The sequence below is a fragment of the Neorhizobium sp. IRS_2294 genome (assembly GCF_050500145.1).
GTDB lineage: Bacteria > Pseudomonadota > Alphaproteobacteria > Rhizobiales > Rhizobiaceae > Neorhizobium > Neorhizobium soli.
Genome location: NZ_CP191439.1, coordinates 2,407,396 through 2,432,782 on the forward strand (window position 1 = coordinate 2,407,396; position 25,387 = coordinate 2,432,782).

General features: G+C 61.9%; 23 protein-coding genes. 9 read left to right on the forward strand and 14 right to left on the reverse strand.

The window, feature by feature from the left end:
* Window positions 1-59 precede the first annotated feature (59 nt).
* Window positions 60-1,721, reverse strand: a complete 1,662-nt coding sequence (locus ACQY1K_RS11585) for an alpha-glucosidase family protein (RefSeq protein ID WP_430257415.1) — start codon at window positions 1,719-1,721, stop codon at window positions 60-62.
* Between the two features lie 156 nt (window positions 1,722-1,877).
* Here ACQY1K_RS11585 and ACQY1K_RS11590 point away from each other — a divergent pair, with 156 nt between their 5' ends.
* A complete protein-coding gene (locus ACQY1K_RS11590) occupies window positions 1,878-2,789 on the forward strand; it encodes a sugar kinase (protein WP_430257416.1) in 912 nt (303 codons plus the stop codon).
* On the opposite strand, the gene ACQY1K_RS11595 is transcribed toward ACQY1K_RS11590, so the two are convergent.
* The gene (locus ACQY1K_RS11595) at window positions 2,750-4,795 is read right to left on the reverse strand and encodes an acyltransferase family protein (protein WP_430257417.1); all 2,046 of its coding nucleotides are present in this window, start codon (window positions 4,793-4,795) and stop codon (window positions 2,750-2,752) included. The two genes, ACQY1K_RS11590 and ACQY1K_RS11595, sit on opposite strands and share 40 nt — an antisense overlap.
* A gap of 191 nt (window positions 4,796-4,986) precedes the next feature.
* On the opposite strand from ACQY1K_RS11595, the gene ACQY1K_RS11600 reads away from it, so the two are divergent.
* Complete coding sequence (locus tag ACQY1K_RS11600; protein ID WP_192086222.1) at window positions 4,987-6,021, forward strand: glycosyltransferase family 4 protein; 1,035 nt, start codon at window positions 4,987-4,989, stop codon at window positions 6,019-6,021.
* A gap of 361 nt (window positions 6,022-6,382) precedes the next feature.
* Here the strand turns inward: ACQY1K_RS11600 and der are convergent, their stop codons facing one another.
* Entirely contained in the window at window positions 6,383-7,813 is a 1,431-nt protein-coding gene (der, locus tag ACQY1K_RS11605; protein ID WP_430257418.1) for a ribosome biogenesis GTPase Der, read from the reverse strand.
* A 30-nt stretch (window positions 7,814-7,843) separates the two neighbouring features.
* On the reverse strand, window positions 7,844-8,515 hold the full coding sequence (locus ACQY1K_RS11610) for a tetratricopeptide repeat protein (RefSeq protein WP_062455572.1): 672 nt from the start codon (window positions 8,513-8,515) through the stop codon (window positions 7,844-7,846).
* 215 nt (window positions 8,516-8,730) lie between these two features.
* Between ACQY1K_RS11610 and ACQY1K_RS11615 the strand changes: the two genes are divergently transcribed.
* Window positions 8,731-9,717 (forward strand): polysaccharide deacetylase, encoded by a 987-nt coding sequence (locus ACQY1K_RS11615; protein WP_430257419.1) that lies wholly within the window; start codon window positions 8,731-8,733, stop codon window positions 9,715-9,717.
* Between the two features lie 75 nt (window positions 9,718-9,792).
* Entirely contained in the window at window positions 9,793-10,158 is a 366-nt protein-coding gene (locus tag ACQY1K_RS11620) for a VanZ family protein (protein WP_430257420.1), read from the forward strand.
* Window positions 10,159-10,517: 359 nt separating this feature from the next.
* On the opposite strand, the gene sbmA is transcribed toward ACQY1K_RS11620, so the two are convergent.
* Both sbmA and ACQY1K_RS11630 read right to left on the reverse strand, forming a co-directional pair.
* A complete protein-coding gene (gene sbmA / locus ACQY1K_RS11625) occupies window positions 10,518-11,795 on the reverse strand; it encodes a peptide antibiotic transporter SbmA (protein WP_062455562.1) in 1,278 nt (425 codons plus the stop codon).
* 129 nt (window positions 11,796-11,924) lie between these two features.
* Window positions 11,925-13,112, reverse strand: coding sequence for a YbfB/YjiJ family MFS transporter (locus ACQY1K_RS11630; RefSeq protein WP_430257421.1), 1,188 nt, complete (start codon window positions 13,110-13,112; stop codon window positions 11,925-11,927).
* Window positions 13,113-13,417: 305 nt separating this feature from the next.
* Between ACQY1K_RS11630 and ACQY1K_RS11635 the strand changes: the two genes are divergently transcribed.
* Entirely contained in the window at window positions 13,418-13,633 is a 216-nt protein-coding gene (locus tag ACQY1K_RS11635) for a hypothetical protein (RefSeq protein ID WP_062455558.1), read from the forward strand.
* A 53-nt stretch (window positions 13,634-13,686) separates the two neighbouring features.
* Here the strand turns inward: ACQY1K_RS11635 and map are convergent, their stop codons facing one another.
* The 7 genes from map to ACQY1K_RS11670 form a co-directional block, all read right to left on the reverse strand.
* The gene (gene map / locus ACQY1K_RS11640) at window positions 13,687-14,445 is read right to left on the reverse strand and encodes a type I methionyl aminopeptidase (RefSeq protein ID WP_062455555.1); all 759 of its coding nucleotides are present in this window, start codon (window positions 14,443-14,445) and stop codon (window positions 13,687-13,689) included.
* A 58-nt stretch (window positions 14,446-14,503) separates the two neighbouring features.
* Window positions 14,504-15,547: an LLM class flavin-dependent oxidoreductase gene (locus ACQY1K_RS11645; RefSeq protein WP_430257422.1), complete on the reverse strand. Its 1,044-nt coding sequence runs from the start codon at window positions 15,545-15,547 to the stop codon at window positions 14,504-14,506.
* 397 nt (window positions 15,548-15,944) lie between these two features.
* A complete protein-coding gene (locus ACQY1K_RS11650) occupies window positions 15,945-16,415 on the reverse strand; it encodes a hypothetical protein (RefSeq protein ID WP_113110786.1) in 471 nt (156 codons plus the stop codon).
* 56 nt (window positions 16,416-16,471) lie between these two features.
* A complete protein-coding gene (locus ACQY1K_RS11655) occupies window positions 16,472-16,936 on the reverse strand; it encodes an SRPBCC family protein (RefSeq protein WP_062582828.1) in 465 nt (154 codons plus the stop codon).
* A gap of 91 nt (window positions 16,937-17,027) precedes the next feature.
* The gene (locus ACQY1K_RS11660; protein WP_430257423.1) at window positions 17,028-17,789 is read right to left on the reverse strand and encodes an ABC transporter ATP-binding protein; all 762 of its coding nucleotides are present in this window, start codon (window positions 17,787-17,789) and stop codon (window positions 17,028-17,030) included.
* Window positions 17,786-18,853, reverse strand: a complete 1,068-nt coding sequence (locus tag ACQY1K_RS11665; RefSeq protein ID WP_430257424.1) for a FecCD family ABC transporter permease — start codon at window positions 18,851-18,853, stop codon at window positions 17,786-17,788. The genes ACQY1K_RS11660 and ACQY1K_RS11665 overlap by 4 nt, the downstream gene beginning before the upstream one ends.
* Window positions 18,854-18,858: 5 nt before the next feature.
* Entirely contained in the window at window positions 18,859-19,884 is a 1,026-nt protein-coding gene (locus ACQY1K_RS11670) for an ABC transporter substrate-binding protein (protein ID WP_430257425.1), read from the reverse strand.
* 255 nt (window positions 19,885-20,139) lie between these two features.
* On the opposite strand from ACQY1K_RS11670, the gene mqo reads away from it, so the two are divergent.
* The 4 genes from mqo (at window position 20,140) to ACQY1K_RS11690 (ending at window position 23,880) form a co-directional block, all read left to right on the forward strand.
* Complete coding sequence (gene mqo / locus ACQY1K_RS11675) at window positions 20,140-21,804, forward strand: malate dehydrogenase (quinone) (RefSeq protein ID WP_430258990.1); 1,665 nt, start codon at window positions 20,140-20,142, stop codon at window positions 21,802-21,804.
* Between the two features lie 159 nt (window positions 21,805-21,963).
* Window positions 21,964-22,671: a glutathione S-transferase N-terminal domain-containing protein gene (locus tag ACQY1K_RS11680; RefSeq protein WP_430257426.1), complete on the forward strand. Its 708-nt coding sequence runs from the start codon at window positions 21,964-21,966 to the stop codon at window positions 22,669-22,671.
* A gap of 44 nt (window positions 22,672-22,715) precedes the next feature.
* Window positions 22,716-23,186 carry a GFA family protein gene (locus ACQY1K_RS11685; RefSeq protein WP_430257427.1) on the forward strand — a complete coding sequence of 157 codons (471 nt, stop codon included), beginning with the start codon at window positions 22,716-22,718 and terminating at the stop codon, window positions 23,184-23,186.
* A 157-nt stretch (window positions 23,187-23,343) separates the two neighbouring features.
* On the forward strand, window positions 23,344-23,880 hold the full coding sequence (locus ACQY1K_RS11690) for an SH3 domain-containing protein (protein ID WP_192086214.1): 537 nt from the start codon (window positions 23,344-23,346) through the stop codon (window positions 23,878-23,880).
* A 4-nt stretch (window positions 23,881-23,884) separates the two neighbouring features.
* Here the strand turns inward: ACQY1K_RS11690 and ACQY1K_RS11695 are convergent, their stop codons facing one another.
* On the reverse strand, window positions 23,885-25,219 hold the full coding sequence (locus ACQY1K_RS11695; protein WP_062455530.1) for a D-alanyl-D-alanine carboxypeptidase: 1,335 nt from the start codon (window positions 25,217-25,219) through the stop codon (window positions 23,885-23,887).
* Between the last annotated feature and the right edge of the window lie 168 nt (window positions 25,220-25,387).

Here is a 25,387-nt window from a genome sequence, read left to right on the forward strand (position 1 = left end):
GCAATCACAGGAAAGAGGGGAAGATTGCCTCCCCTCCCATCCCACTCACACCTACGCCATCACACCCGCGCGCAGAACACATCCAGCGCATCGAGCTTTACGGCACCCGCTTCCAGCTTCGACACAAACCCCGGAAGATCGACCGGCATCACGTCGCCCATCCGCTTGGGCAGCACGAAGTTTTGCGGCTCGCGGGTCAGGTTGAACACGAACAGCAGCTTCTCACCGCCCTTTTCGCGGACGAAGGCGAGCAGGTCCTGGTTGGTCTCGATAAACGTCATGTCGCCGTCGATCAGCGCATGGTGGTTTTTGCGGAAGGCGAAGGTTTCGCGGTAGTGCTGCAGCACCGAATCCGGCATTGCCTCCTGCGCATCCACCGAACGGCTGGCGTGATCGGCCGGAATGGGCAGCCATGTCTTGGCGCCCTCGCTGAAGCCCGCATGGGTCTCGCCCGCTTCCCACACCATCGGCGTGCGGCATCCGTCGCGGCCCTTGAAGGCCGGCCAGAAGCGGATGCCGTAGGGGTCGCGCAGATCCTCGTAAGTCAGTTCCGCTTCGCTCAGGCCCAGCTCCTCGCCCTGGTAGAGGCAGATCGAACCGCGCAAGACAGAGATCAGCGTTGCCGACAGTTTGGCGACGCGGTCCTGCTCGGACGGATCGTCGGTAAAGCGGGTCACGTGACGCACCACGTCGTGGTTGGAAAACGCCCAGCACACCCAGCCGTTCACCACCGTATCAAGCACGGTCTGCATCACCTTGCGGATATAGGCGGCAGAAAACGCCGGGCCCAGCAGGTCGAACGTGTAGCACATGTGCAGCTTGTCGTCGCCGGTCGTATAGAGCGCGAGCGTGTTCAGCGAACGCGGCCCGTCGCCCACTTCGCCCACCGAGGCGCGGTTGTCGTAGCTGTCGAGCAGCGCCCGCAGCCGCTTCAGAAAGCCGATATTTTCCGGCTGCGTCTTGTCGTAGAGATGGTTCTGCATCGAATACGGATTGGTATCCGTCTCCATGCCGGCGCCGTCGGTGTCATAGACCATCGGCGGGTTGCTGCGCAGTTGCTTGTCGTGGAAATAGTAGTTCACAGTATCGAGCCGGAAGCCGTCGACGCCGCGGTCGAGCCAGAAGCGCACCGTATCCAGCATCGCGTCCTGCACATCGGGATTGTGGAAGTTGAGGTCCGGCTGCGAGATCAGGAAGTTGTGCATGTAATACTGCTTGCGCACGCCGTCCCATTCCCAGCCCGGTCCGCCGAAGATCGACAGCCAGTTGGTCGGAGCCGTGCCGTCGGGCTTGGGGTCGGCCCAGACATACCAGTCGGCCTTGGGATTGGTGCGGCTCGAGCGGCTTTCGATAAACCACGGATGCCGATCGGATGTATGCGAAATGACCTGGTCGATGATCACCTTGAGGCCAAGGCGATGGGCCTCTGTCATCATCTCATCGAAATCGGCAAGCGTGCCGAACATCGGGTCGACATTGCAGTAATCGGAAACGTCATAGCCCATGTCGGCCATCGGTGAGGTGAAAAACGGCGACAGCCAGATCGCATCGACGCCGAGCGAAGCTACATGCGGCAGGCGCTGGGTAATCCCCTTGATATCGCCCAGTCCGTCGCCGGTCGTGTCCTGGAAGGATCGCGGATAGATCTGGTAGATCACCGCACCGCGCCACCAGTTGCCGTCAACCTTGCGAGTGGTGTCCCTCGTGGTCTCCAATACCATTCCACAATGCTCCTTCTTGAAAATCGCTCATCCCAACCTTGGTCCCAAACTAGAGCCATGCCACCAAAAGACAACGCGGAAACGAAGCGCGACACGCTCTTGTCATGGCGGACGCTTCAGCTTATTCGAGCGTCAAACCCATGGGAGGGATGACACTTGGGCGGAAAGCTTCTTTCGATCGGCGAATGCATGGTGGAACTGTCGCAGGCGGGTGAAGGCCTGCTGCGCAAGGGCTTTGCCGGCGATACGTTCAATACGGCCTGGTATGCCCGCGCCTGCCTCTCCAAAGACTGGTCGGTGGACTATCTGACCGCAGTCGGCGACGATCCGATGTCGTCGGATATGCTTGGGATGATGGAGAAAGCCGGCATCGGCACCGGCCTCATCCGCCGCATCCCCGGCAAGACGCCCGGCCTCTACCTGATCACCCTCAAGGATGGCGAGCGCACCTTCAGCTACTGGCGCGACAGCGCTGCCGCGCGCAAGCTCGCAGACGACGCCGAGCACCTGCGCTCGGCAATCGAAACCGCCGACATCATCTATTTCTCCGGCATCACGCTCGGCATCCTGGCACCGGAAGCGGTCGAGACGCTTTTATCGGAACTGCGCCGCGCCAAGGCCGCCGGCAAGACGGTCGCCTTCGATCCGAACCTTCGCCCGCGCCTGTGGGTGAGCCGGGACATCATGCTGAAGACGATCGAGGATGGCGCAAGAGCCGCCACCATCGTTCTCCCAAGCTTCGACGATGAAGCAACCTATTTCGGCGATGCCACGGTGGCCGATACGATCGCCCGCTACCATGGTCTCGGCGTCACGGATGTCGTGGTCAAGAACGGCGCAGAAGGCGCAACCTTCAGCCTGTCGGGCGTGACCGGTCATGCACCGGCCGTCACCACCGGCAAGGTGGTCGACACGACCAGCGCCGGCGACAGTTTCAACGCCGGCTTCCTGTCGAAGTACTTAAGCGGCGCCGCACCGCACGAAGCCGCAGCCTACGGCGCCGCAGTCGCCGCCACCGTCATCGGCCATCACGGCGCGCTGATCAGTCCGGAGCTTCTGCCCGGCTGAACCACCGCGACCGGATGTGTCGGCTTGAGCTGGCAGATCCCTTTCGGCTCGCCCACCTTCACGCCAGCCTCGCAACCGTGTTGCGCGGCATCCGTCAGCGCGTCGTAGAGATCAAGCGTCTTGCCGAGATGGATCGACCCCAGATGCGAAAAATGCTCGTCGTCGAGGAACAGCGAAACGCCGCCATCCACCACCCGGCAGCTTTTCTCGTCGCAGAGATAATCTTCGAGCGACACGACCGGGAACCGCTTCGAAACGTCCGCCATCAGCCGCTCCACGAGGGCATCATGGGCGCGCTGTTCGTCCCGCTCCATCATGCAGGGCGTGTCTGCGACATCCAGCATGGCGCTTCGCACGACACAGCGGCCGATATCGCGACCATCGCGCGGCGGCGGCGCCATGAACACTGGCCGCAGACCGATCGAGCGCAGCCAGTCGGCAGTCGCCTCGACCTCGGCAAGCATCCGGCCGTAATCCGTCCGCATCGCCTGGCCTTGCTCCGTCATCACCCGGCGGTCAGATCGGAGATAGGTCAGGTACTGCGATCCGAGCACGACGGTGCGCAGCGAGGGCGTCTTTGCAAGATAGGCCTTTACCGCCTCGTTGTGACGAATGCAGTCGAGCGGCCATGACGCGGAATCGTTGAGCGGAATGGGCGCGATGCCGGTTGGAAACGCGCAGCTGTTCTTGTGAAGCTGCACCAGCCCCTCGCCCTGATCGGACGGCGTATCGTGCATGGACGCCGCCAGCCCGTCGACCAGATGCATCGCCAGCGAATCGCCCCAGACCGCCATTTCCGGGCCCTGACCGATCGTGCAGACATCCGGCCGCACTTCGCCGTTGCAGATCTTGCCGATGCCGAGGCTCGGCTCCCCCATGGCTGTAAGCACGGGATCGCGGCCCGGAAAGCCCTGCGCGTTGGTGGTCACGATGCCGAGCACCACCAGCACCGCCGCTAAGGACCCGCTGAGGGAAAACACCAAGCGACGGCCGACCTGCGGCTTCCGGAACGGCTGTTCCACCAGAAAATAGCTTGCGATTGCCAGCGCAAACACGAGCGCCACCAGCAGCCCGTAGGACCAGCCCGGCAGCATGTCCATCGAGCGCAGACGGGCAAAGGCGAACACCGGCTGATGCCAGAGATAGAGGCTGTAGCTGATCAGCCCGATCGCCACCAGCGGCCGAAGCGAAAGCAGCCGTCCGGCAAGATTGCCCGGACCGGCAAAGGCGATCACCAGAAGCGTGCCGACGACCGGCGCCAGCGTCACCGGTCCCGGCCATTTCAGCTCGGATGTCAGGAACAGGCAACTGCCGACGATCAGGATAAGGCCAGCAAGCCCCAGGGCCGATCGGGTCCGCTCAGAGTAACGGGTCGGTATGCCGCCGATCGCCAAAAGCGCGCCTGCGGCAAGTTCCCAGAAACGGGTAAAGGGGAGATAGAAATTCGCGACCGGATCGACCCTTGAAACCGGCCATGCCAGAAACAGGCTGATCAGCGCCAAAACCGCCACGATGCGGAAGATCACCTGCCGCGTCTGCTTGCGCACCATCCACAGAAGCACCGGAAACACCAGATAGAACTGCTCTTCCACCGATAGCGACCACGTATGCAGCAGCGGCTTCAGTTCGGTACTGGGCGAAAAATATCCCGTATTGTCCCAAAGCTCGAAGTTGGAAACCATCAGCAGCGAGTGGAACAGGTCCTTGCCGAAATCGTCCAGTTCCGATGGCAGCATCCACAGTGCCGCAAAGGGCAGACAGGCAATGCACACCACAAGCAGCGCCGGCGCGATGCGCCGCACCCGCCGCTCGTAGAAATTGACGATGCTGAAACGGTCTCTCGCCAGGTCGTTGAGAATGATCGCGGTGATCAGGTAGCCGCTGATGACGAAGAACACGTCGACGCCGACAAAGCCACCCGGCATTAACCCGAGACCGGTGTGGAAGAGGATGACGGGAACGACGGCGATCGCGCGCAGCCCATCGATTTCTGGTCTGTACTGCATGCCGGGGCTCTACCAATCCCGGCCGCGGAAGTCCATTGCTGAGGGGTGCTGCGAGCAGCGTGCGACTTTGACAATCAAACGTTGAAAGCGCGTCTTCATCGCCCTGTTACAATATTTTCCGATGAAGGAAAGGAAAACATGGTCGGTAGCCGCGAGTCGGTTCCGGCATGGCAACGGGGCCGGGTCAAACCATGACAAGGATTACCATTGTAACCGACGCCTGGTATCCGCAGGTCAATGGCGTCGTACGCTCGATCGAAAATACCAACCGCGAACTGGCAGGCATGGGCATCAATGTCTCGATGGTGACGCCGCTGGATTTTTCGAGCATCCCCTGCCCGACCTATCCGGAAATCCGCCTTTCGGTCGCAAGCTTCCGCAGCGTTGCCGCGGCCATCGAAGGAACTCAGCCATCCGCCGTGCATATTGCAACGGAAGGACCGCTCGGACTTGCTGCCCGCCGCTGGTGCCTGAAGAACGGCATGCCGTTCTCCACCAGTTATCACACGCGTTTTCCGGAATATGTGGCCGCCCGCTTTCCGGTGCCGATCCGGCTGCTCAACGGCTTCGTCCGCTGGTTCCACAATGCCGGCAACGGCTGCATGGTGGCAACCGCGAGCCTTGAGCGGGAACTGCACAAGCTCGGCGTGAAAAATCTTCTGCGCTGGAGCCGCGGCATCGACCAGACGGTGTTTCACCCGGTGGCACTCGAGGCAAAGCCCTTCGACCTGCCGCGCCCGATCTTCATGACGGTCGGCCGAGTAGCCGTGGAGAAAAACCTGCCCGCCTTTCTCGATCTCGATCTGCCGGGCTCCAAGGTCGTGATCGGCGACGGCCCCGCCCGCGCCGACCTTCAACGGCGCTACCCACATGTGCTTTTCACGGGAATGAAAACGGGAGAAGACCTGGCACGCGCCTACGCCCAGGCCGACGTGTTCGTCTTCCCGTCCAGAACCGATACGTTCGGCAACACCATTCTCGAGGCGCTGGCAAGCGGCGTCCCGGTCGCGGCCTATCCGGTCATGGGTCCGATCGATATCATCGAACAGGGCTCAGGCGCCGGTGCCCTCAACGAAGACCTGCGTCTTGCCTGCCTGGAAGCACTGACGTGTCGCCGCGAGGACGCAAGTCGCCTTGCCCGCCGCTACACCTGGGAAGCGGCCTCGAAACAGTTTCTCGGCAACGTGCTCAAGGTACAGGGTGTCAAGGCGCTGACTGCGCGATAACCGAATATTGCTGCTGTGGCCGGGGTTCTATGCGCTAGCCTGCATGTCGAACCGGCACGTCCCGCTGATGCCTATCCGCGCCAGATGAAATAGCCGATACCACCAGCACCAAGACCCACGGCAGTCAGCAGACCGAGTACGATCATGAAAAACCTCCCAAAAGGCCGCCCAACGCCCTCCACAGCACCGGGTCGACAAGAAGGAGTGGATCATAAAGACGAGCCGAATGCAAGCAGAGCGCGAAACTCCTGAGCGGTCGCTGCGTTCAGCCCACGTTCCGGCTTATATTTCAACCATTTGGCGAAATCGCTCGTGCCGCTGATGATCGACGTTCTGCGGTAAACGCGATCACCGAGCAGGTTTATCGCTTCTTGCGGCGGTTTTCGAACGGGTTCTCGCCCGCCTTGAAGTGAATGCGGATCGGCACGCCCGGGATCTGGAAATCGGCGCGCAAACCGTTGGTCAGATAGCGCACATAGCTTTCCGGCAGAGAATCGGGACGCGTGCAGGAAATCATGAAGGCCGGCGGGCGGGCCTTGACCTGCGTCATGTATTTGAGCTTGAGGCGGCGGCCCGAAACAGCCGGTGGCGGATGCTGCACCTGCGTGCCTGCCAGCCAGCGATTGAGCTTAGCCGTCGAAATGCGCTTGTTCCACACCATGTCGGTGTCGATGATGCTCTGCATCAGCTTGTCGAGCGAATAGCCGGTCTGCCCCGAAATCGGCACGGCGCGGATGCCGCGCGCCTGCGGCAGCAGCCGCTCGGTCTTTTCGCGCAGCTCGGCCAGCACCGCCTGCGGCTCTTCGACCAGGTCCCACTTGTTAAAAGCGAGAACGGCAGCGCGACCTTCGCGCAGCACCAGATCGACCAGCTGCAGGTCCTGCTTTTCAAACGGAATGGTCGCATCGAACACGATCACGACAGTCTCGGCAAACCGGATGGACCGCAGCGCGTCGGCGACGGACAGCTTTTCGAGTTTTTCCTGGACGCGGGCCTTTTTGCGCATGCCGGCCGTGTCGAACATCTTGATCGTGCGGCCGCGCCACTCCCAGTCGACGGAAATGCTGTCGCGGGTAATGCCGGCTTCCGGGCCGGTCAGCAGCCTGTCCTCGCCAAGGAAGCGGTTGATCAGCGTCGACTTGCCCGCATTGGGGCGACCGATAATCGCAACCCGCAGCGGCTTGGTATCGTCATATTCAGGCTCGAAATCGTCGTCGACCTCTTCACCCAGCACGGAATCACGAACGTCGATATCGGTTTCGGCCTCGTCGTCGTCGCCTTCCGGAAACGCACGGTCTTCGCCGATCGCCTCGACGATCGCGTCGCGCAGGTCGATCATGCCCTGACCGTGTTCGGCAGAAATCGGCACCGGCTCGCCGAGACCCAGCGTATAGGCATCGTAGAAGCCACCGTCGGAGCCTTTGGCTTCGGATTTGTTGGCCACCAGCACGACCGGCTTGCCGCTGCGGCGCAACAGTTCGCCGAACGTCTTGTCGAGCGGTGTCAGACCGAATTTCGCATCGACCACGAACAGCGTCAGGTCGGCATCCTCGATGGCGAGCTCGGTCTGGGCCCGCATGCGGCCCTCGAGCGTATCGGGACCGACCTCTTCGAGACCCGCCGTATCGATGATGATGAACCTGAGGTCGATCAGCTTGGCATCGCCCGGGCGGCGGTCACGGGTAACGCCCGGCGTATCGTCGACGAGCGCGAGCTTCTTGCCGACCAGCCGGTTGAAGAGCGTGGACTTGCCGACATTCGGGCGTCCTACGATGGCGACGGTGAAGCTCATAGTCGTTCCTTGCTGCCCTGTGGCGAAAAATCAGGGCGCCTTGCCGGATGCGGCGATGTTGTCGAGCATGATCTGGGCGCGGTTGGCAACGTTGCGCGGCGCACTGGCATCCTCGGCGATCCGCTGGAACCAGGTCTTGGCTTCCGCCATGTTGCCGGCCTTGTAGGCGGCAAGACCGAGTGCCTCGCGGGCGGAATTGGCAAGCGTCTGGCCCTGGTTGGCCATGGCCTGCGCCTGTGCAGACACCTGATCGTAGGTGCCGGCGTCGATCAGCAGCCATGCGGCGCGCAGTTTTGCGAGATCGCGGATTGCGGCCGGCGCTGAAGTGTCGCCGCCGATCGCTGTAAAGGTGGAGATGGCAGCGCCGGTATCGCCCTTGGCGGCCTGAACCGAGCCGGCGCGCATCTTGGCGAGAACCGGATAGGCGCCGGAGCCATCCTTTTCGATCGCAGACAGCGCTGCCAGCGCTTCGTCGTTCTTGCCCTTCGAGGCAAGATCGAGCGCAGCGATGAACCGGTCACCCGATTGCGACGAACCGTGGTTTTCCCAGTATTCGTACCCGCGCCAGCCCGCCGTGCCGAGGACGACAAGAACGGCAACGCCGATCAGGATACGGCTATAGCGCTTCCACACATACTGCAACTGGTCGGAACGAAGTTCTTCGTTGACCTCACGGAAAAAGCTGTCGTCGTTCTGCGCCATGATCACTCCGGCCTTGGTGGGGCCCCATCCATCTAAAGAGCGCCTAATAGCTTATTTTGCTAAGGATGTAAGGCCCCTCACGCAATTCTCAAACAAGCTTGTTGATGCAAGGAGCCTTGGTCCCTTCTATCATATCCCAATTCAAAGCTTCGCCTTAATCCGGGCGCAGGGAAATTCGCCTCGATTCTCCCCTTTGGACACAGTACCGGGTTGCCATGCGTTTGCTCTTTTCCTCCATCGCCCTTTGCCTCTGCCTCGCCTCCCCGGCGCTGAGCGCAGACGAGCGGCCGAAACAGTTGCTGATCGTCTCCTTCGATGGCGCCGGTCCCAACCACCTGTGGCAGCGCAGCCGCGATTTTGCGAGGGCCAACAACGCCCACTTCACCTACTTCCTGTCCTGCACGCTGCTGATCCCCCGCGCCGAGCGGTCGACCTATCAGGGACCGGGCCACAAGCCCGGCCGCTCCAATATCGGCTTTGCCCAGACGAAAGACGAAGCGCGAGAACGGCTTTCCCATATCTGGCAGGCGCATCAGGAAGGCCACGACATTTCCAGCCACACCTGCGGCCACTTCGACGGCAAGGACTGGTCCGCGGCAGACTGGAGCGCCGAGATGACGACCTTCTCGCGCGTGCTCGGCAATGCCTGGACGGCGGTCGGTGCTGGCGAAAGCGAACCCGACGGCTGGAAGGATTTCGTGGCGAACGACATCCATGGTTTTCGGGCGCCCTATTTCGCCACCAGCGCCGGCATGACCGTCGCCGAGAAAAAAGCGGGCTTCACCTATGATGCAAGCCTCGTCACCAAGGGGCCGATGATGCCGGACGACGAGGATGGGCTGATCCGCTTCGGCCTGCCGCTCATTCCCGAAGGCCCGTCGCAGCGACCGATCATCGCCATGGACTACAATCTGTTCATCCGCCATTCCGGCGGCATCGACAATCCCAGCCAGTCGTCCACGTTCGAGGACCGCGCCTATTCCGCATTCCGCGCCGCCTTCGACCGCGAATACGACGGTGACCGCATTCCTGTTCAGCTCGGCTTTCATTTCGTCGAGATGAACGGCGGTGCCTATTGGCGGGCGATGGAACGGCTGGTCTCGGAAGTCTGCAATAGGGACGATGTCGCCTGCGTCAGCTACAAGCAGGCCATCCCCATGATCGCAGAACGTCGCAAGGCCAAGGCAACGTCCGGCCTGTAGCCGTCTGCTGGACGCCGTTAACCGCGGGCGACGATTCGATTTTTGCAATGCAGCATAGTTCGGTATGACACCCTGATGACAAACCGCCTTCTCGCAAATCCGGCCAGAACCCTGGCCTGGCTGGCGCTCGCCGCAATCGTCTTCGTGACGATCTCGCCGATCGACCTGCGGCCGCACGACCTCCTGCCCGTCGATGTCGACCGGGCGGCGGCCTTCGCCGTGATGGCCTTCCTCTTCGTCGTCGCCTATCCGCGCCAGTGGATTTATTGCGCAGTTCTGCTCTTGATCGGGGCTGGCGGCATTGAGCTGCTGCAGCTCCTGTCGCCCTCGCGGCATGCCCATATGGATGACGCACTGGTCAAGGCTGCAGGCGCCGCCATCGGCTGCCTGGCCGGCTGGACGCTGAACCAGATGCGGTTCCGCCGCAAATCTATCGCCTAAAGGCGTCCGAAAAATCCGCTAATGCACGTTATCTCCGTTTCAAACCAACGGATTATCGTTTTTTTGAGAAACGCTCGTCCTCACGCTGTCGGGCCGCGCGATAATGATTGCGTCATCGGGTGGGAAACCGGGTTCGCGAACCGGCATCACCAAAAGGTTCGAAAGAACCGGTTCCGATGATGACCGTGACGGTTTTCGGCATCCCGAAAATCATCAGAAACGGTCCCGGCAGGCGGAAAGCCTGAACTCCAAAATACCCTTATTGCGCCGCCTGCCCTTCCCCTGAACGAGAAACCGCGCCGGACTAGTCACCCGGCGCGGCCAAAACTGCTGTCTGCTATCTGGAAACGACGATCAGGTCAGGTCGGCTTGTTCGCCGCCATCTCCCCGCCTTCCGCTTCACGCACCAGATAATTCCGGTCGATCTCCGGCAGCGGCTCACCATCGATCGCCGCCTCGAAGGCCTTCAGGCGCTTGTGGATCGATAGAAGCTCGATGATCGTCGTCCAGGAATTGACCAGATACTGGAACGAGTTCGACACCTGCCCGAAGGCCGTGGCGATCTGCTGGTAGATACCATAGGTAATCTTGCCGGCGACGATGGTTGGAACCAGCATGAACAGCAGGAAAAGCCCGTCCGCCTGGATGTAGAAATAGCGGGCGACGTTGAAATAGAGGTAATGCCAGTACATGCGGAAATAGTTCTTCCGCACATTCCCGTAGAGTTCTCTGACCGTCGCAGGCTGGGCGCGATCGGCATGGTCCTCGCCGTAAACAAGTTCCTTGCGGTAGGCGGCTTCAACGCGCTGATTGCGGAAATTTAACCCCGGAAGCTTGACGCCGACAGTTGCCAGAAGAACGGTACCAAAGGTTGCCCAGAAGATCGCCAACCAGAACAGCGCATGCGGTATCTGCCCGATAATCGGCAGTTCCGTCACGTAGCTCGACAGTCCGAACAGGATCGGCAGGAAGACGATCAGGGTCATCACGGAATTGATCAGCGTGATGCCAAGGCCTTCCAGCGTCGCGGAGAACCGCATCGTATCTTCCTGGACACGCTGCGATGCGCCTTCGATATGGCGCAACTGCTCCCATTTCGACATGTAGAAGTCGTTCATCGCCGTGCGCCAGCGAAAGATGTAGTGGCTGGTGAAGAAATCCGTGAGGATCGATACGGCCATGCTGAGGAAAGCCACCTGCGCGAAGATCAGCATCAGACTGTAGAAGTCCCATGCCGTCGTCCCCGGCTTGCCCTGCAGGGCGTTCATCAGCGTATCACCGAAAGGACGGCGCCAGTTGTTGATGACGACGGTCACCTGCACGCCGAAATAGGTGACGGCGACGATCAACAGGGATCCCCACACCGACCAGCCGATCCACGGATTGTAGCGATCGATGAAACTCCATGCGGCGCCGAACAACAGCATGCAGATTGCAAAATAGGCATAGAAAAAGACATTGGACGGCATCAGGAAGAAGGTGAGGTCATATGGTTCCACCGCCCCCTCCGGCGCGCCGAAGCCAAGACTGTCGCCGATACCGGCAAAAACAAAATACCAGGCGAGGACAGCGACAAACGCAAATGCAATCGCCGAAAGGAAAAACAGTTTGGGTCGGGGAAAGAAGGAGTGGAACACGGAGCGCGCGCTTTCCTGAGTTCGATTCTAGGATGATGTCGGGGTGGACGATGTGGCCGGAAACTAAGGCAGTTCCAAGGGAGCGGCAATGGTTCCCCACCATTGTTACATAAATGTAAGCATCAGCCCTCAGGCGTCCCGTCGAGGCACATGCCGGATCAGCGGCAATGCCAGCCCGACGCACACGACAAGCGCGCCGGCTGCAATCAGCGACGGCAGGGTGAAGCTACCACTTCGCTCGGCTATAAACCCTGCCACCAGCGGCCCGACGATCTGGCCGGTGCCGAAGGCGGCGGTCATGAAGGCAAAGGCGCGGCGCGGGCTTTGCGGCGCAAGCTGGCGACCGAGCTGCAGCCCGTAGGCGGTAACGACCATGAACGTCGCCCCGAGCAGCAATCCGCCGAACAGCGCACCTGGAACCGCAGGCAGTATCACCGAGCCGAGCACGCCGAGCCACAGCAACGCGATGGCGGCGCAATAGGCGGCCCCGAGCCCCAGCCGCCTGACGAATGGCTGCCAGGCAAACAGCGAAACCGTGGCCGCACACCCGGTAACGAACCAGGCCAGAAACTCGACCACCGACCCGGCATTGCCCATCCGCGCAATCGCGACAAGAAAGGTGGCGGTAATCACATAACCGAAGCCGAACAGGCCATAGGACAGCGTTATCAGCACGAGCGGACGGTTCCAGACGAGCCTGGGCTCGACGGGTACCCGCGTCTCCCCGGCCGGCCGCGGCAATCCGCGCGACACCAGGAGGAAGACAAGAAACGCGATTGCCGCACCCGCAAACCAGTTGATCCGCCACCCGTGCGCCGCATCACCCGCCACCGTGTTGACGATGAAGGCAAGCGCCGACGACAGCGCGATGCCGGCGCCGACGCCGCCGTAATGCAGCATGCCGACAGTCGGTCGCCCCACCGCATGCGGCAGCACGACGGCGGAGGTAAAGATCATCGAAAACGCACTGGCGAGCCCGGCGAGAAAGCGGATCACCACAAACACCGGGACCGATGTCGAAAGACCCATGGCCGCCAGAAGAACTGCAGTCGCCAGCAATCCTCCGAGCGCCACCTGCCGCTCGCGACCTGACGCCCAGCCATAGGCCGAAAGCACGGCACCGGCCAGATAACCCGCAAAGTTACCGGCTGCAATCGTGCCCGCATCGGCAGCCGAGATCGGAATGCCCGCAATCATCCCCGGCAGCACCGGTGTATAGAAGAACCGCCCGAACCCCATCGCCGCCGCCATCGCAACGCCGCCGGACACGCCGATCATAAGGGGGGTTCGAACCTGAGGCGTAGAGATCTGCAACATGCCGCCTTATCCCAGCGGCGGTTGCGCTGCACAATGCAGAAATTGTCATCGCTGCGATGACGAGCGCTGATGGGTGGTCGAGCAGCCGCAAATTCGGGTCACCTGCAATCCCATTCCCGACACCACAAATCACGACTTCTGTCGCTTTGCTGACACGAATGACGGGCATTATATGAAGGTCGACAGAGCTCCGGTGATTCGGATGTCCCGGCCGGCGTTCATTTTAGGAAATCTACGCATCGTACCCTTCGAATGCCGTTTCAGGTGTTCGGATCGATTTTGTAGGGATGATGGAGTTTATATTGATGAACCAGGATCTTACCCGTTCGGACGTGATGTCCGACCCTTTGATCTCGCAGCTGCGCGAGGCCGACCAGATCGGCAACGCGGCGTTTGCCCAGTTGCTCGAAAGCGCTGCCCGTCGCCAGACCAGCCTGATGATGGACAAGCTCAATCAGGAGCGCGCCGACGCTTTCTATCGCAGGCTAGATATCGTCTGCAGCAAACACAAGAAAAGCTGATCGGATCGACCCGGCCGACTCTTCGGCCGGTCTGCTGACAGAGCTAGGATAGCCTAGTCTGCCAGCGTCAGGATCAGCGGCCCGTTGCGCGTCACCACGATCGTGTGCTCGAACTGCACGGTCGGCGCCTTGGGTTCGCTGTAGAGCGTCCACGGATCGCTCTTGTCGTCGGCGTCCTCGGCCCATTCGCCGCCGAGCGACAGGAACGGCTCGATGGTAAACACCAGCCCCTCCTCCATGATACGGCTTTCCTGCGGATCCGGCCATGTCGGCACTTCACCCGGCTCCTCGTGCAGCGAGCGGCCGATGCCGTGGCTGGAAAGATTGGTGATCAGCGTATAGCGGTTCTTCTTGGCAAACGCCCCGATCGCGTTGCCGATGCCGGCAATCGGCTTTCCCGTCTTCACCTGCTGCAACCCGGTCCACAGCGCCCGCTTGCCGTCGCGGCACAGCTTTTCGACCTCGCGCTTGACCGGCGGCACGCAGAATGACGCGCCGGTATCGCCGTAAAATCCATCCTTGAGCGCCGAAACGTCGATATTGACGAGATCGCCAGCCGCAATCGCCCGGTCGCCGGGAATTCCGTGCGCCACTTCCTCGTTGACGGAAATGCAGGTCGCGCCCGGAAACTGGTAGTCATGCTCGGGTGCCGACTGCGCGCCACTGTCTTCCAGAAGCTTGCGGCCGATCGCATCCAGTTCGCGGGTGGTGATCCCGGGCTCGAGCGCCTTGCCCATCAAATCCACCGCGCGGGCACAGAGCCTGCCGATCTCCTTGAGCTTTGCAAGCTCGTCTTCGTTCGAAATGATCATCCGTCCCGCACGTCCATTCTCTGTAAGGTCGCCGGTTTCGCGCCAACGACCCGGCCCGTCAAATGCTTTTTGGGCTCCCGATCTCTTTTCTGACGATCGGCGCCACTTTCGTGCCGTAGAGTTCAATGCCGCGCATGATCTGATCATGCGGCATCAGGCCGATCGCCATCTGCAGCATGAAACGGCTCATGCCGAACACCGTGTGGGCAGCGATGATCTTTTCCGCCACCAGCTCCGGCTCGCCGACAAAGAGATTGCCGATCGGACCACGGGCCTGGTCGAAATGCGCCCGGTTGGTCGGCCCCCAGCCGCGCTCGCGACCGATCCGGTCCATCACCGCGGCCTGCGGCCCGTAAAACTGCTGGGCAGCGATATCGGTCGTATCGGCGATGAACCCATGCACAGCGATGCTGGTCGGCAGCGCGGCGGCATCATGCCCGGCCCGCGTCGCCGCCTCGCGGTAAAGCTTGAAGAACGGCGCAAAGCGCGGATATTCGCCGCCGATGATGGCGACCGCAAGCGGCAGGCCCATGGCCCCCGCACGCGCCACAGACTGCGGCGTACCGCCGACCGCGATCCACACCGGCATCTGGTTCTGCAACGGCCGCGGATAGACGCCGCGGCCATTGATCGGCGCACGCTTCTCGCCCTGCCAGGTCACGATCTCGTTGTCGCGCAGCGCGAGCAGCAGATCGAGCTTTTCCGAAAACAGGTCGTCGTAATCGCCAAGGTCGTAACCGAATAGCGGGAAGGATTCGATAAACGAGCCGCGCCCGGCCATGATCTCGGCCCGGCCGCCGGAAATCAGGTCGACTGTCGCAAATTCCTGAAACACCCGCACCGGATCTTCCGAAGACAGAACCGTCACCGCGCTCGTCAGCCGGATGTTTTTGGTGCGCACTGCAGCGGCAGCAAGCACCGTCGCCGGCGACGATATCACATAGTCGGCCCGGTGATGTTCTCCGAGCCCGAACACGTCGAGCCCCACCTGGTCGGCAAGCTCGATCTCTTCCAGAAGGTTCGTCACCCGCCGTGCCGCCTCCCCACCCTTGTTGAGCGCGGTCGGGTCGAGATCACCGAAAGTGTAAAGGCCGAGTTCCATCGTCAGAAGATATCCGGTTGCTGATGCCAGTCACATAGTCACCGGACAGACATCCCGCAAACCGGATTTTCTCGAACGGTTCGTTCGAGCAACTCGAGTGGCAAAAAGGGATCCGTTTTCAGACAGTTGAAGGCAAACCCGGATTCGCATCGTCAGCGCTCAGCCATGGCGGAATCAGGATACAAGCGAGACTGCCCAAGCGCTTGATAACCCTCGGCTAAACTACATCGTAGTTTCGTTATGGCGGAGAGTGAGCCGAACACAGGCCAGTTTTGCCATGGCGAGAAAGGTCACGCCAACCTGTCCCAAACTCCAGCCGCTCATTGCTGGATCTCAATCAGGTTATGCCGCGGCGGGAGGCCCCCGAAAACTGCCGAGCCCGCGCCGATTGACCTCGTCAGCTCGGGATGAACGACCATTCCTCTGCTATGAACTCGATCGTCTCGTCGCGGAAATAATATAGGAAATGCCGTGAGTGAACGGTGTCTGCCCCGATCTCGTCCCAAGACACGGCATCGCGGTCAGGGTCGGGACCGACTAGCTCATAGAACTCGCCCCAACGAGGAGCAATACCGCTGTAACGACCATGGCCGTCTACCTTATACCATTCATGATCATTGGTGCTGTCCCAGCGCCAGCGGCTGCAGCCAACAAATCTCAAGGTGCCCCATGTCTCCTCAAATTTCGGACTTGTCTTCGAAAAAAGGCTCAACGCCCTGCGTACACCTGTCGGCTTTTTGTCGGGAACGGTCCTGAACGCGCGGAACCGGACCTTGACGGAGGGGCCCTCAGCCGAAACTTGGGGCTCGGGCGCATTAGGTTCGGCCACCCAACCTCGGCCGAGTTGCAGTTTGACGAACTTGAGCATGGACTACACCTGGCCAAATTGCATAACCGATTCAACCCAATTCGAGAGTTCACGGCCTACATCGTCTTGGCAATCTCGGCCATCTGGTCCGCAACCACGCCCCAGCCTTGCTCGAACCCCATGTCCCGGTGGGCGATCATGTCTTCCTCGGCCCAGTGGACGGCCGTTGCCGTGTAGCGCGAGCGTCCGCCGCCGATATCCTCGAACGCGATGATGCCGGTCATGAACGGCTTGGCCGAGGGCACCCATCCGGCCGTATAGGCGTCGGTAAACACGAGCTTCCTGTTCGGCACGACTTCCAAATAAACTCCGGCATTCGGCACCGTTTCGCCTTCCGGCCCCTGCATCAGCACAAAACTCTCGCCGCCGGGGCGAAGGTCGGCGCGCGCCTGCGTCACTTTCCAGGGCAGCGGGCAGAACCACTCGCCGAACCGTTCCGGCGTCGTCCAAACCTTGTAGAGTTTCTCGGCCGGCACATCGAACTCGCGGACGATCTGCAGTGCGTAAGCGGCGTGTGTCATCCGTCTCTCTCCCGTGCGTGTTTAACGTGCTGAGGACATGAGCCTACAACGAATGCGTCGCAAGGGAAGCGCGAATACGAGGTTTTCGGATCTATCGCAGATAGTGGATATGCGGCCGCCCGTGATGCGACGAGGTTTCCACCCGCGCATCGACCGAAAACACGTCCCTCAGAAGTTCCTGCGTGATGATCTCCTCCGGTGTCCCTGATGCAACGATCTTGCCCTGCTGCAGGATGATCAGGCTGTCGCAGAACATCGCGGCGTGGTTGAGATCGTGCAGCGCGATCACGCTTGTGACCGGCAGACCGGCAACCAGCCGCATCAGGCTGATCTGGTGCTGGACGTCGAGATGGTTGGTCGGCTCGTCGAGAATCAGTTCCTTTGGCGATTGCGCGAGCGCCCTGGCGATATGCACGCGCTGCCTCTCGCCACCCGACAGGCTCTGCCAGCGATCGTTGCGCTTTTCCACCATGCCGGATCGTGCAAGCGCTTCTGTCACCGCCTCGTCGTCGGCCATCGACCAGCCCGAAAACATCGACCGGTGCGGAAAGCGCCCGAGCTTGACCACATCGATCACGCGCAGACTGGAATTGGTCGTCGCATGCTGCTCCACGAACGCCACCCTCTGCGCGATCGCGCGGCGCCCGATCGTGCCGATATCCCGGCCATCGAGCGTCACTTTGCCCGCATGTGGCGTCTTCAGTCCGGCGATCAGGCGCAAAAGCGAGGTCTTGCCCGATCCGTTCGGCCCGAGCAGCCCAACCATCTTACCCGGTTCGGCCGCGAAGGACACGCCGTCGAGAATGGTCTTGCGGCCGATCTTCCAGCTGAGATTTTCCGCTCTGATGCTCATGACGACTTCTGGAACCGGTAGAGAATGACGGAGAAGAACGGCACGCCGACCAAAGCTGTGACGACGCCGATCGGCAGAACCTGCTGCGGGATCAGCGCCCGCGAGGCGATATCGGCCAGCACCATGAAGATTGCACCGACGATGGCACAGGCCGGCAGCAGCCGGATATGCAAAGGCCCGACGATGAACCTCGCCGCATGCGGCACGACGAGACCGACAAAGCCGATCGTTCCAACCATCGAGACGATCGTCGCCGTCATGATCGCCGTCAGCGCAAACAGCACGATGCGGGCCCGACCGACATTGACGCCGAGCGAGGCGGCCGCCTCGTCTCCGAAGGCAAACGCGTCGAGCACCCGCGCATAGAACAGGCAGACGATCAGGCACACGCCGACGATGACCGAGACGAGCATGAATTCCGGCCAGCGCACGCCGCCGAAACTGCCGAGCAGCCAGAACATCACGTCACGCGCCTGCTGCGCATTGCCGGATGTGGTAACGATATAGGAGGTTGCCGCGTTGAACAGCTGCGATGCCGCTACGCCCGCAAGAATGGTGCGATCCGCCCCGCCACGCGCGCCGTTCGACAGCAACGCTACGAAAAAGAACGCCGCAAAGGCGCCGGCAAAGGCACCGGCCGAAAGCGACACCGTGCCAGCGCCAAGCCCGAGAATGACGATTGCCACCGCCCCGGTGGAGGCGCCGGCGGAAATGCCGAGCACATAGGGCTCGGCCAGCGGATTGCGCAGCAGCGACTGCATGATGGCGCCAGACAGCGCAAGACCCGCACCGCAGAAGGATGCGACCAGCGCCCGGCTGAGGCGGTAGTCCCAGATCACAGTCTCGTGGATCCGGTTGAGCTCGATCGCCGTCCAGCCCAGCCGGTTGGTGATCGCGGCATAGGTCGTCGAAAGCGGGATCGGCAGGTCGCCGATCCCGACGCTCACTCCGACCACGAGACCGATGGCGGCGAGCGACGCCAGCAGCAGGCCGAACAGGACGGCAAGCTGCCGCCCGTTCTGCCGGCCCGTATGCCGGCTTTGCTGCGGGATCGGTCGCTGCATTTGGCTCACTTCAGGAGACCAAGCGCCCTGAGCTGCGCGGCCACCTGTTCGGCGCCGTAGATCGTGCGGATGGTCGGGTTCATCGCCTGACCGTCCATCACCACCATCGCCTTGTTCTTGACGGCCGCAATCTGGCTGACGGCCGGATCGGTGGTCAGGAACTTGATCTTGGCGTCCGGCTTGTCCAGCTCCCAACGGTTGCGGTCGAGATTGGCGACCACGATCACATCGGGATTGGCAGCGATGATGCTTTCCCATCCAAGCGTCGGCCATTCGGCTTCCGCCGTCACGGCATTCTTGCCGCCCAAGAGATCGGCGATAAAGCCGGAGGCCGCGTTCTTGCCGCCGAGATAGGCATCGGCGGTCGGCGACTGGCTGGAGAACCAGAACAGGTAGGAGAGTGTCTTGCCGTCCTTGGCAACGCTCGAACGAAGGGCGGCCTCACGCGCCTTGAAATCGGCGATGACCGCTTCGCCACGCTCGGAAACGTCGAAGATCTGCGAAAGCTCGGCGATCTCCTTATAGAGCAGGTCCATATTCCAAAGCTGGTCGCGGCTGCCGTATTCGTTCTTCACCTTTTCGGTGGAAAGGCAGGTGCTTGGCGAGATGTAGGTGGGCACGCCGACCTTGTCGAAATCCTCGCGCTTGGCAACCTTGCTCGTCGGGCCGATCAGGCTCGGCAGGGCGGCGGCGGCAAAATCCGGGTTCTGCGCCAGGATGCTTTCAAATGTCGGAAATTCGACGGTGAGCAGCTTCACCTTGGCATTGGCCTCGGCAAGTTCCGGCAGAACCTTGCTCGGCCAGAACGCTGTTCCGACCATCCTGTCCTCGAGCCCGAGCATCAGCAGGATTTCCGCGCTGTTCTGGCCAAGTCCGACGGCCCGTTCCGGGGCCTTCTGGAACGTGACGGAAGCGCCACAATTGTCGATCGTCAGCGGGTACTGGGTTGCCGCCTCGGCAAGATCGGCAGTCGCGAGACCAAGAGCGGCGCAAAGGCCGGAGACGGCCAGAAGAGACTTAATCGCTGTCACGAGAGTGGTTCCCTGTTGAAGGACGATGGGCGCACGCGCCCTATATCCACGCCGCCGGATCAAAACAAGATGAATTCAATCATCTTTTGAAGAACAGCCGCCGCGTCACGCTGTCCTACCGACAAAATGCCGCAACGGGGGCTTGTCGGTCTATGATAAATCCCTTAGAGACCGCCGCGGGAGGAGCGAAACACCAACAATTCCGAGGTGGCGATGCCTTCCAAGAACAATAACATTTCGTCCTCCACAAGCGGCATGGCGGTCAGCCGTCGCCAGCTTCTCGGCTCCGCTGCGGGCGGCGCTGCTGCACTTGGCGCAACGACGCTTCCGAGCTGGGCGCAAACCACCTCTCCCGAAAAGACGGTCGACGTTCTCCTCGTCGGCGGCGGCATCATGAGCGCCACGCTCGGCGTTCTCATCTCGCAGCTCGAGCCGACCTGGACGATCGAAATGATCGAGCGCCTCGACAAGGTCGCGATGGAAAGCTCCAACGGCTGGAACAACGCCGGCACCGGCCACTCGGCGCTCGCCGAACTCAATTATTCGCCGATGGACAGCAACGGCAATGTCCAGATCAGCCGCGCAATCGAAATCAACGAAGCGTTCCAGGTCACCCGTCAGTTCCTCGCCCACCAGGTGGATGTCGGCGTTCTGAAGGATCCGCGCTCGTTCATCAACTCGACGCCGCACATGAGCTTCGTCTGGGGCGAAGACAACACCGCGTTCCTGGCCAAGCGCTTCGAAGCGCTGAAGGCGAGCCCGCTCTTCTCCGGCATGGAATTCTCCAACGATCACGCCAAGATCGCCGAATGGGTTCCGCTGATGATGGAAGGCCGTGACGCGAACCAGAAGCTCGCCGTCACCTGGAGCCCGCTCGGCACCGACGTCGAGTGGGGCGAAATCACCCGCCAGTACGTGGCGCACCTGAAGGCCCAGCAGACGTTCACCCTGCGCACCTCGTCGGAAGTCGACGACATGCAGAAGAACGACGACGGCACCTGGACGGTCAGCTATTCCAACCGTGACACCGGCGCATCCGAAACGGTCCGGGCGAAATTCGTCTTTATCGGTGCCGGCGGCGGCGCATTGCCGCTTCTGCAGATGTCCGGCATTCCGGAAGGCGACGAATATGCCGGCTTCCCGGTCGGTGGCTCGTTCCTCGTCTGCGACAAGCCTGAGATCGTCGAACGTCACCTCGCCAAGGCCTATGGCCAGGCCGAGACCGGCGCTCCGCCGATGTCGGTGCCGCATCTCGACACGCGCGTGCTCGAAGGCAAGCGCCACATCCTGTTCGGCCCCTTCGCCACCTTCTCCACGAAGTACCTGAAGGAAGGCTCGCTGTTCGATCTGCCGGCATCGGTCACGCTCGACAACATCTGGCCGATGGTCAAGGTCGGCACCGACGAGTTCGCGCTCGTCCAGTATCTCGCCGGCCAGCTGATCATGTCCGACGAAGACCGCTTCGAAGCGCTCAAGGTCTACTTCCCCAATGCCAAGGCCGAGGACTGGCGCCTGTGGCAGGCCGGCCAGCGCGTGCAGATCATCAAGCGCGATCCCGTCAAGGGCGGCGTGCTGAAGCTCGGCACCGAGATCGTCGCAGCCAAGGACGGCTCGATCGCAGCCCTTCTCGGCGCTTCGCCGGGCGCCTCGACCGCAGCCCCGATCATGCTCGATGTTCTGAAGAAGGTGTTCGCCGAAAAGCTGAAGACACCGGAATGGCAGGAACGCGTCCACACGATCGTTCCGAGCTACGGCCAGAAGCTGAACGACAACCCGGACATGCTTGCCAAGGCATGGGCCGCCACGGAAGCCCGTCTGCAGCTGGCCATCGCCTCCCCGGCGGTCAACGCAGCAGCCGCCGCCAGCGCAACGGTAACTCCCGCTGGCGACGTCAAGAAAGTCCCGGACATCGCTTTGTAATCGCGGCGGCCTGGACGGAATGAATGGAGCCGGGTGTCCGCAAGGACGCCCGGCTTTTTCGTGGTGCAATTCGGGCTGACAGCCACCGAAACGTTTCCTCTTTTCCACGGGCAGTCACCGAACTAGGGTGTTCTGGATAGTTCAACCCGAGGATCCCCCATGGCCGATCTTTCCGCTTATCCGATCACCACCCGCTGGCCCGCCCAAAACCCTCAAGTCCTTCAGCTCTATTCGACGCCCACGCCGAATGGCGTGAAGGTTTCGATCATGCTGGAGGAGACGGGACTGGCTTACGAGCCGCATTTCATCAATATCGGGGCGAACGAGACCTGGGAGCCAGAGTATCTGTCGCTCAACCCGAACGGCAAGATCCCGGCGATCCTCGATCCGGATGGTCCGGGCGGCAAGCCTCTTGCGCTGTTCGAATCGGGGGCGATCCTGATCTATCTCGCCGAAAAGACCGGACAGTTTCTGCCCGCCGACCCGGCGGGCCGTTACGAGGCGATCCAGTGGGTGATGTTTCAGATGGGCGGGCTCGGTCCGATGTTCGGCCAGCTCGGTTTCTTCCACAAATTCGCCGGCAAGGATTTCGAAGACAAGCGCCCGCGCGACCGCTACGCCAAGGAGAGCGCCCGGCTGATCCGCGTGCTGGAAACCCGGCTCGCCGGTCGCGACTGGGTGATGGGCGATGAATACACGATCGCCGACATTTCCATGCTCGGATGGGTTCGCAACCTGATCGGCTTTTACGGTGCCGGCGACCTCGTCGGCTATGACGAGCTTGTCCATGTGCCGAAATGGCTGGAACGCGGCCTTGCCCGTCCCGCCGTGCAGAGCGGACTGGATATCCCGAAACGCCCCGCCTGACATTGTCAGCATGATGCGCTATCTTCTCGGGGTCACCTGAGGAGATGCCGATGCCGAAACTGCCGCTCGGCGGGTCCTGCCGTTGCGGCGAAATCCGCTTCCGGATCAGTGCAGCGCCGCTGGTCACGATGGCCTGCCACTGCAAGGGGTGCCAGAAGATGAGCGCCAGCGCCTTCTCCTGCTCGGCCGCCATTCCTGCCGATGGTTTCGAGGTCACAGCGGGAAAGGCTGTCATCGGCGGCATGCATGGCGACGACGTCCATCACTACCACTGCTCGCGCTGCAAGAGCTGGCTCTACACGAAGGCGACAGGGATGGACGGGTTCGTCAACATCCGGCCGACCATGCTCGACGATGCCGACTGGTTTGCGCCCTTCATCGAAACCTTCACGTCCACGAAATTCCCCTGGGCAAACACGGGCGCCACCCACAGTTTTGCGGAATTTCCGCCGATGGACGCTTACGAAGGGCTCGTCAGGGACTACCGGGCGCAGGCCGGGAGCGCCGACCGATAACCCCATCGTGAGTACATCGTGTCCCCGTTGGTGGCGTTGATTAACGCCCTGCTAACCACGACCGACTTGAATGCCGCAGCCGGCCTTAGCTGGCTGCAGCAACGATGGCGGGTTGATGAAAACAAACGGAAAAATCGGAACGCGCGCCAGAGGAGCCTTGCCCGCTCTCCTGGTCCTGATCGCCATCCTGGCACCGGTCGAAACGGGGGGCAGCGTGCCGCAGGCGCAAGCCGCGTTCAACGACGGCTGGAAGAAAGGCCGCTCGACCGGGTTTCCGATCCCCCGCTTTGTGTCGCTGAAATCACGAACGGCGCATATGCGGGTCGGGCCCTCGCTGGATCACCCGACATCCTTTGTCTATTCCGCCCGTGGCCTGCCGCTTGAAATCATCGAGGAATACGGAAACTGGCGGCGCGTGCGTGACCAGCAGGGCGCGAGCGGTTGGATGTTTGCAGCGCTTCTGTCCGGCAACCGCACCGCCGTGGTCGGCCCCTGGATCAAGGAGACGGTGCCGTTGCGCATCGCGCCCGCATCCGACGGGCGGCCGGTGGCGCAACTGCAAGCGGAGGTGAAACTCGATATCGTCAGGTGCGACGGCCGCTGGTGCCGCGCGCAATTGCAGAACCGCCGGCTTGCCGGCTTCGTCAGACAGGCGGATCTGTGGGGCGTCTATCCCGGCGAAACGATCGAGTAAGGCCTCAGCGCACCACGAAACAGGTCATCGATTTCGCCTGCAGCGAGGCGCAGGCGCTGGCGGCAACCTCACGGCTGGCAAATCCAACAAAACGTGCGCGAAAATACTCGCGGGCGCCATCCTTGTAACCCTCGACGCTTGGTGCCGCCGGGCCGAACCCGCCTGCGAGAACCGGCAGTGCCCGCTCCAGCATCGCGGTCGCGGCCCTGCGGCTGCCGGCGGCGGCAACCTGGATGCTCCAGCCTGCGGCGTTCGACGCGGCATCCACCTGCGATGCAGCGCTCGACGCATCGGCGACCCGCGCGGAGGGCAAGGGAACCGGCGGTTCGATGCCGGTGCGCGACTGGGTTCTGCCGCCGGCACTGGCAGCGACAGTCCTCTGGCTCGACGATGCCATGCCGGGCGAAATCTGACGGCGCGGCTGTTCGGCATAGGAGAGGACCTGGCCCGCCGCCGGAGCTCCCGCCTGGCCCCCAGGCTGGACGCCGGGACGCTTTTGCGGTTCCGCCGTCGCCACAAGCGCACCGCCTGCCGGCCGCATCGGGTTGGTATACTGATCGAGCAGCGCCGCCATCTGGTCATCGCGCTTGCGGGCGGACTTGCCGCCCATCACCACGCCGATATAGCGCTTGCCGTTGACGACAACGGCGCTTGCCAGATTGTAGCCGGAGGCGTTGACGAAACCGGTCTTGATCCCGTCCATGCCGGGATAGCGGTACATGAGATTGTTATGGCCACGGATGGTCCGGCCGCGGAACACGAACGACCGCATCGAAAACAGCTGGTACTCGCTCGGATAGTCGCGGATCAGCGACAAAGCCAGGATCGCCATGTCGCGGGCGGTGGTGATCTGGGCCGGATCCGGCAGGCCGGACGCATTGCGGAACACCGTCTTCGACATGCCGAGCGCCCGGGCTTTCGCCGTCATCATCGTCGCGAACCGTTCTTCCGAACCGCCAAGACGATCGCCGAGCGCCGCCGCCGAGTCGTTGGCGGATCGGATGCCGGTGGCAAGCACCGCCTCGCGCACGGACAGCGTCTCGCCGGGCTTCAGCCCCAGCTTGAACGGGATCTTCGACGCCGCGTTCGGCGTCATGACGATCTGCTCGTCCCAGGTCATCCGGCCGCTCTTGATCGCCTCGAAGGTGAGATAAAGCGTCATCATCTTGGTGAGCGACGCGGGGTGATTGAGCACGTCGCCATTTTCGGACGCAAGAATCTTGCCCGCGCTCACATCATAGATAAAATGCGCGTAACCTGCCTGCGCCTCGGTCCGGCCGGCAGCGACCGCCAAGCATGACACCAGAAAAAACGACAGAACACGCAGCAGCCGAACCATTCTTCACCTTCTCGAATTTGCGGTGCGACCATAGGCGAGCGATACCGGCATGAAAATGGCACCGCCGAATTTTACCCGGTATGATGTGTCTTTTTATGGGACACCGGTCGGACGGCGACCGCGGCCTGCGCTGATCCAATCGGACCGGATCGTCTCGTGCCAAGATGA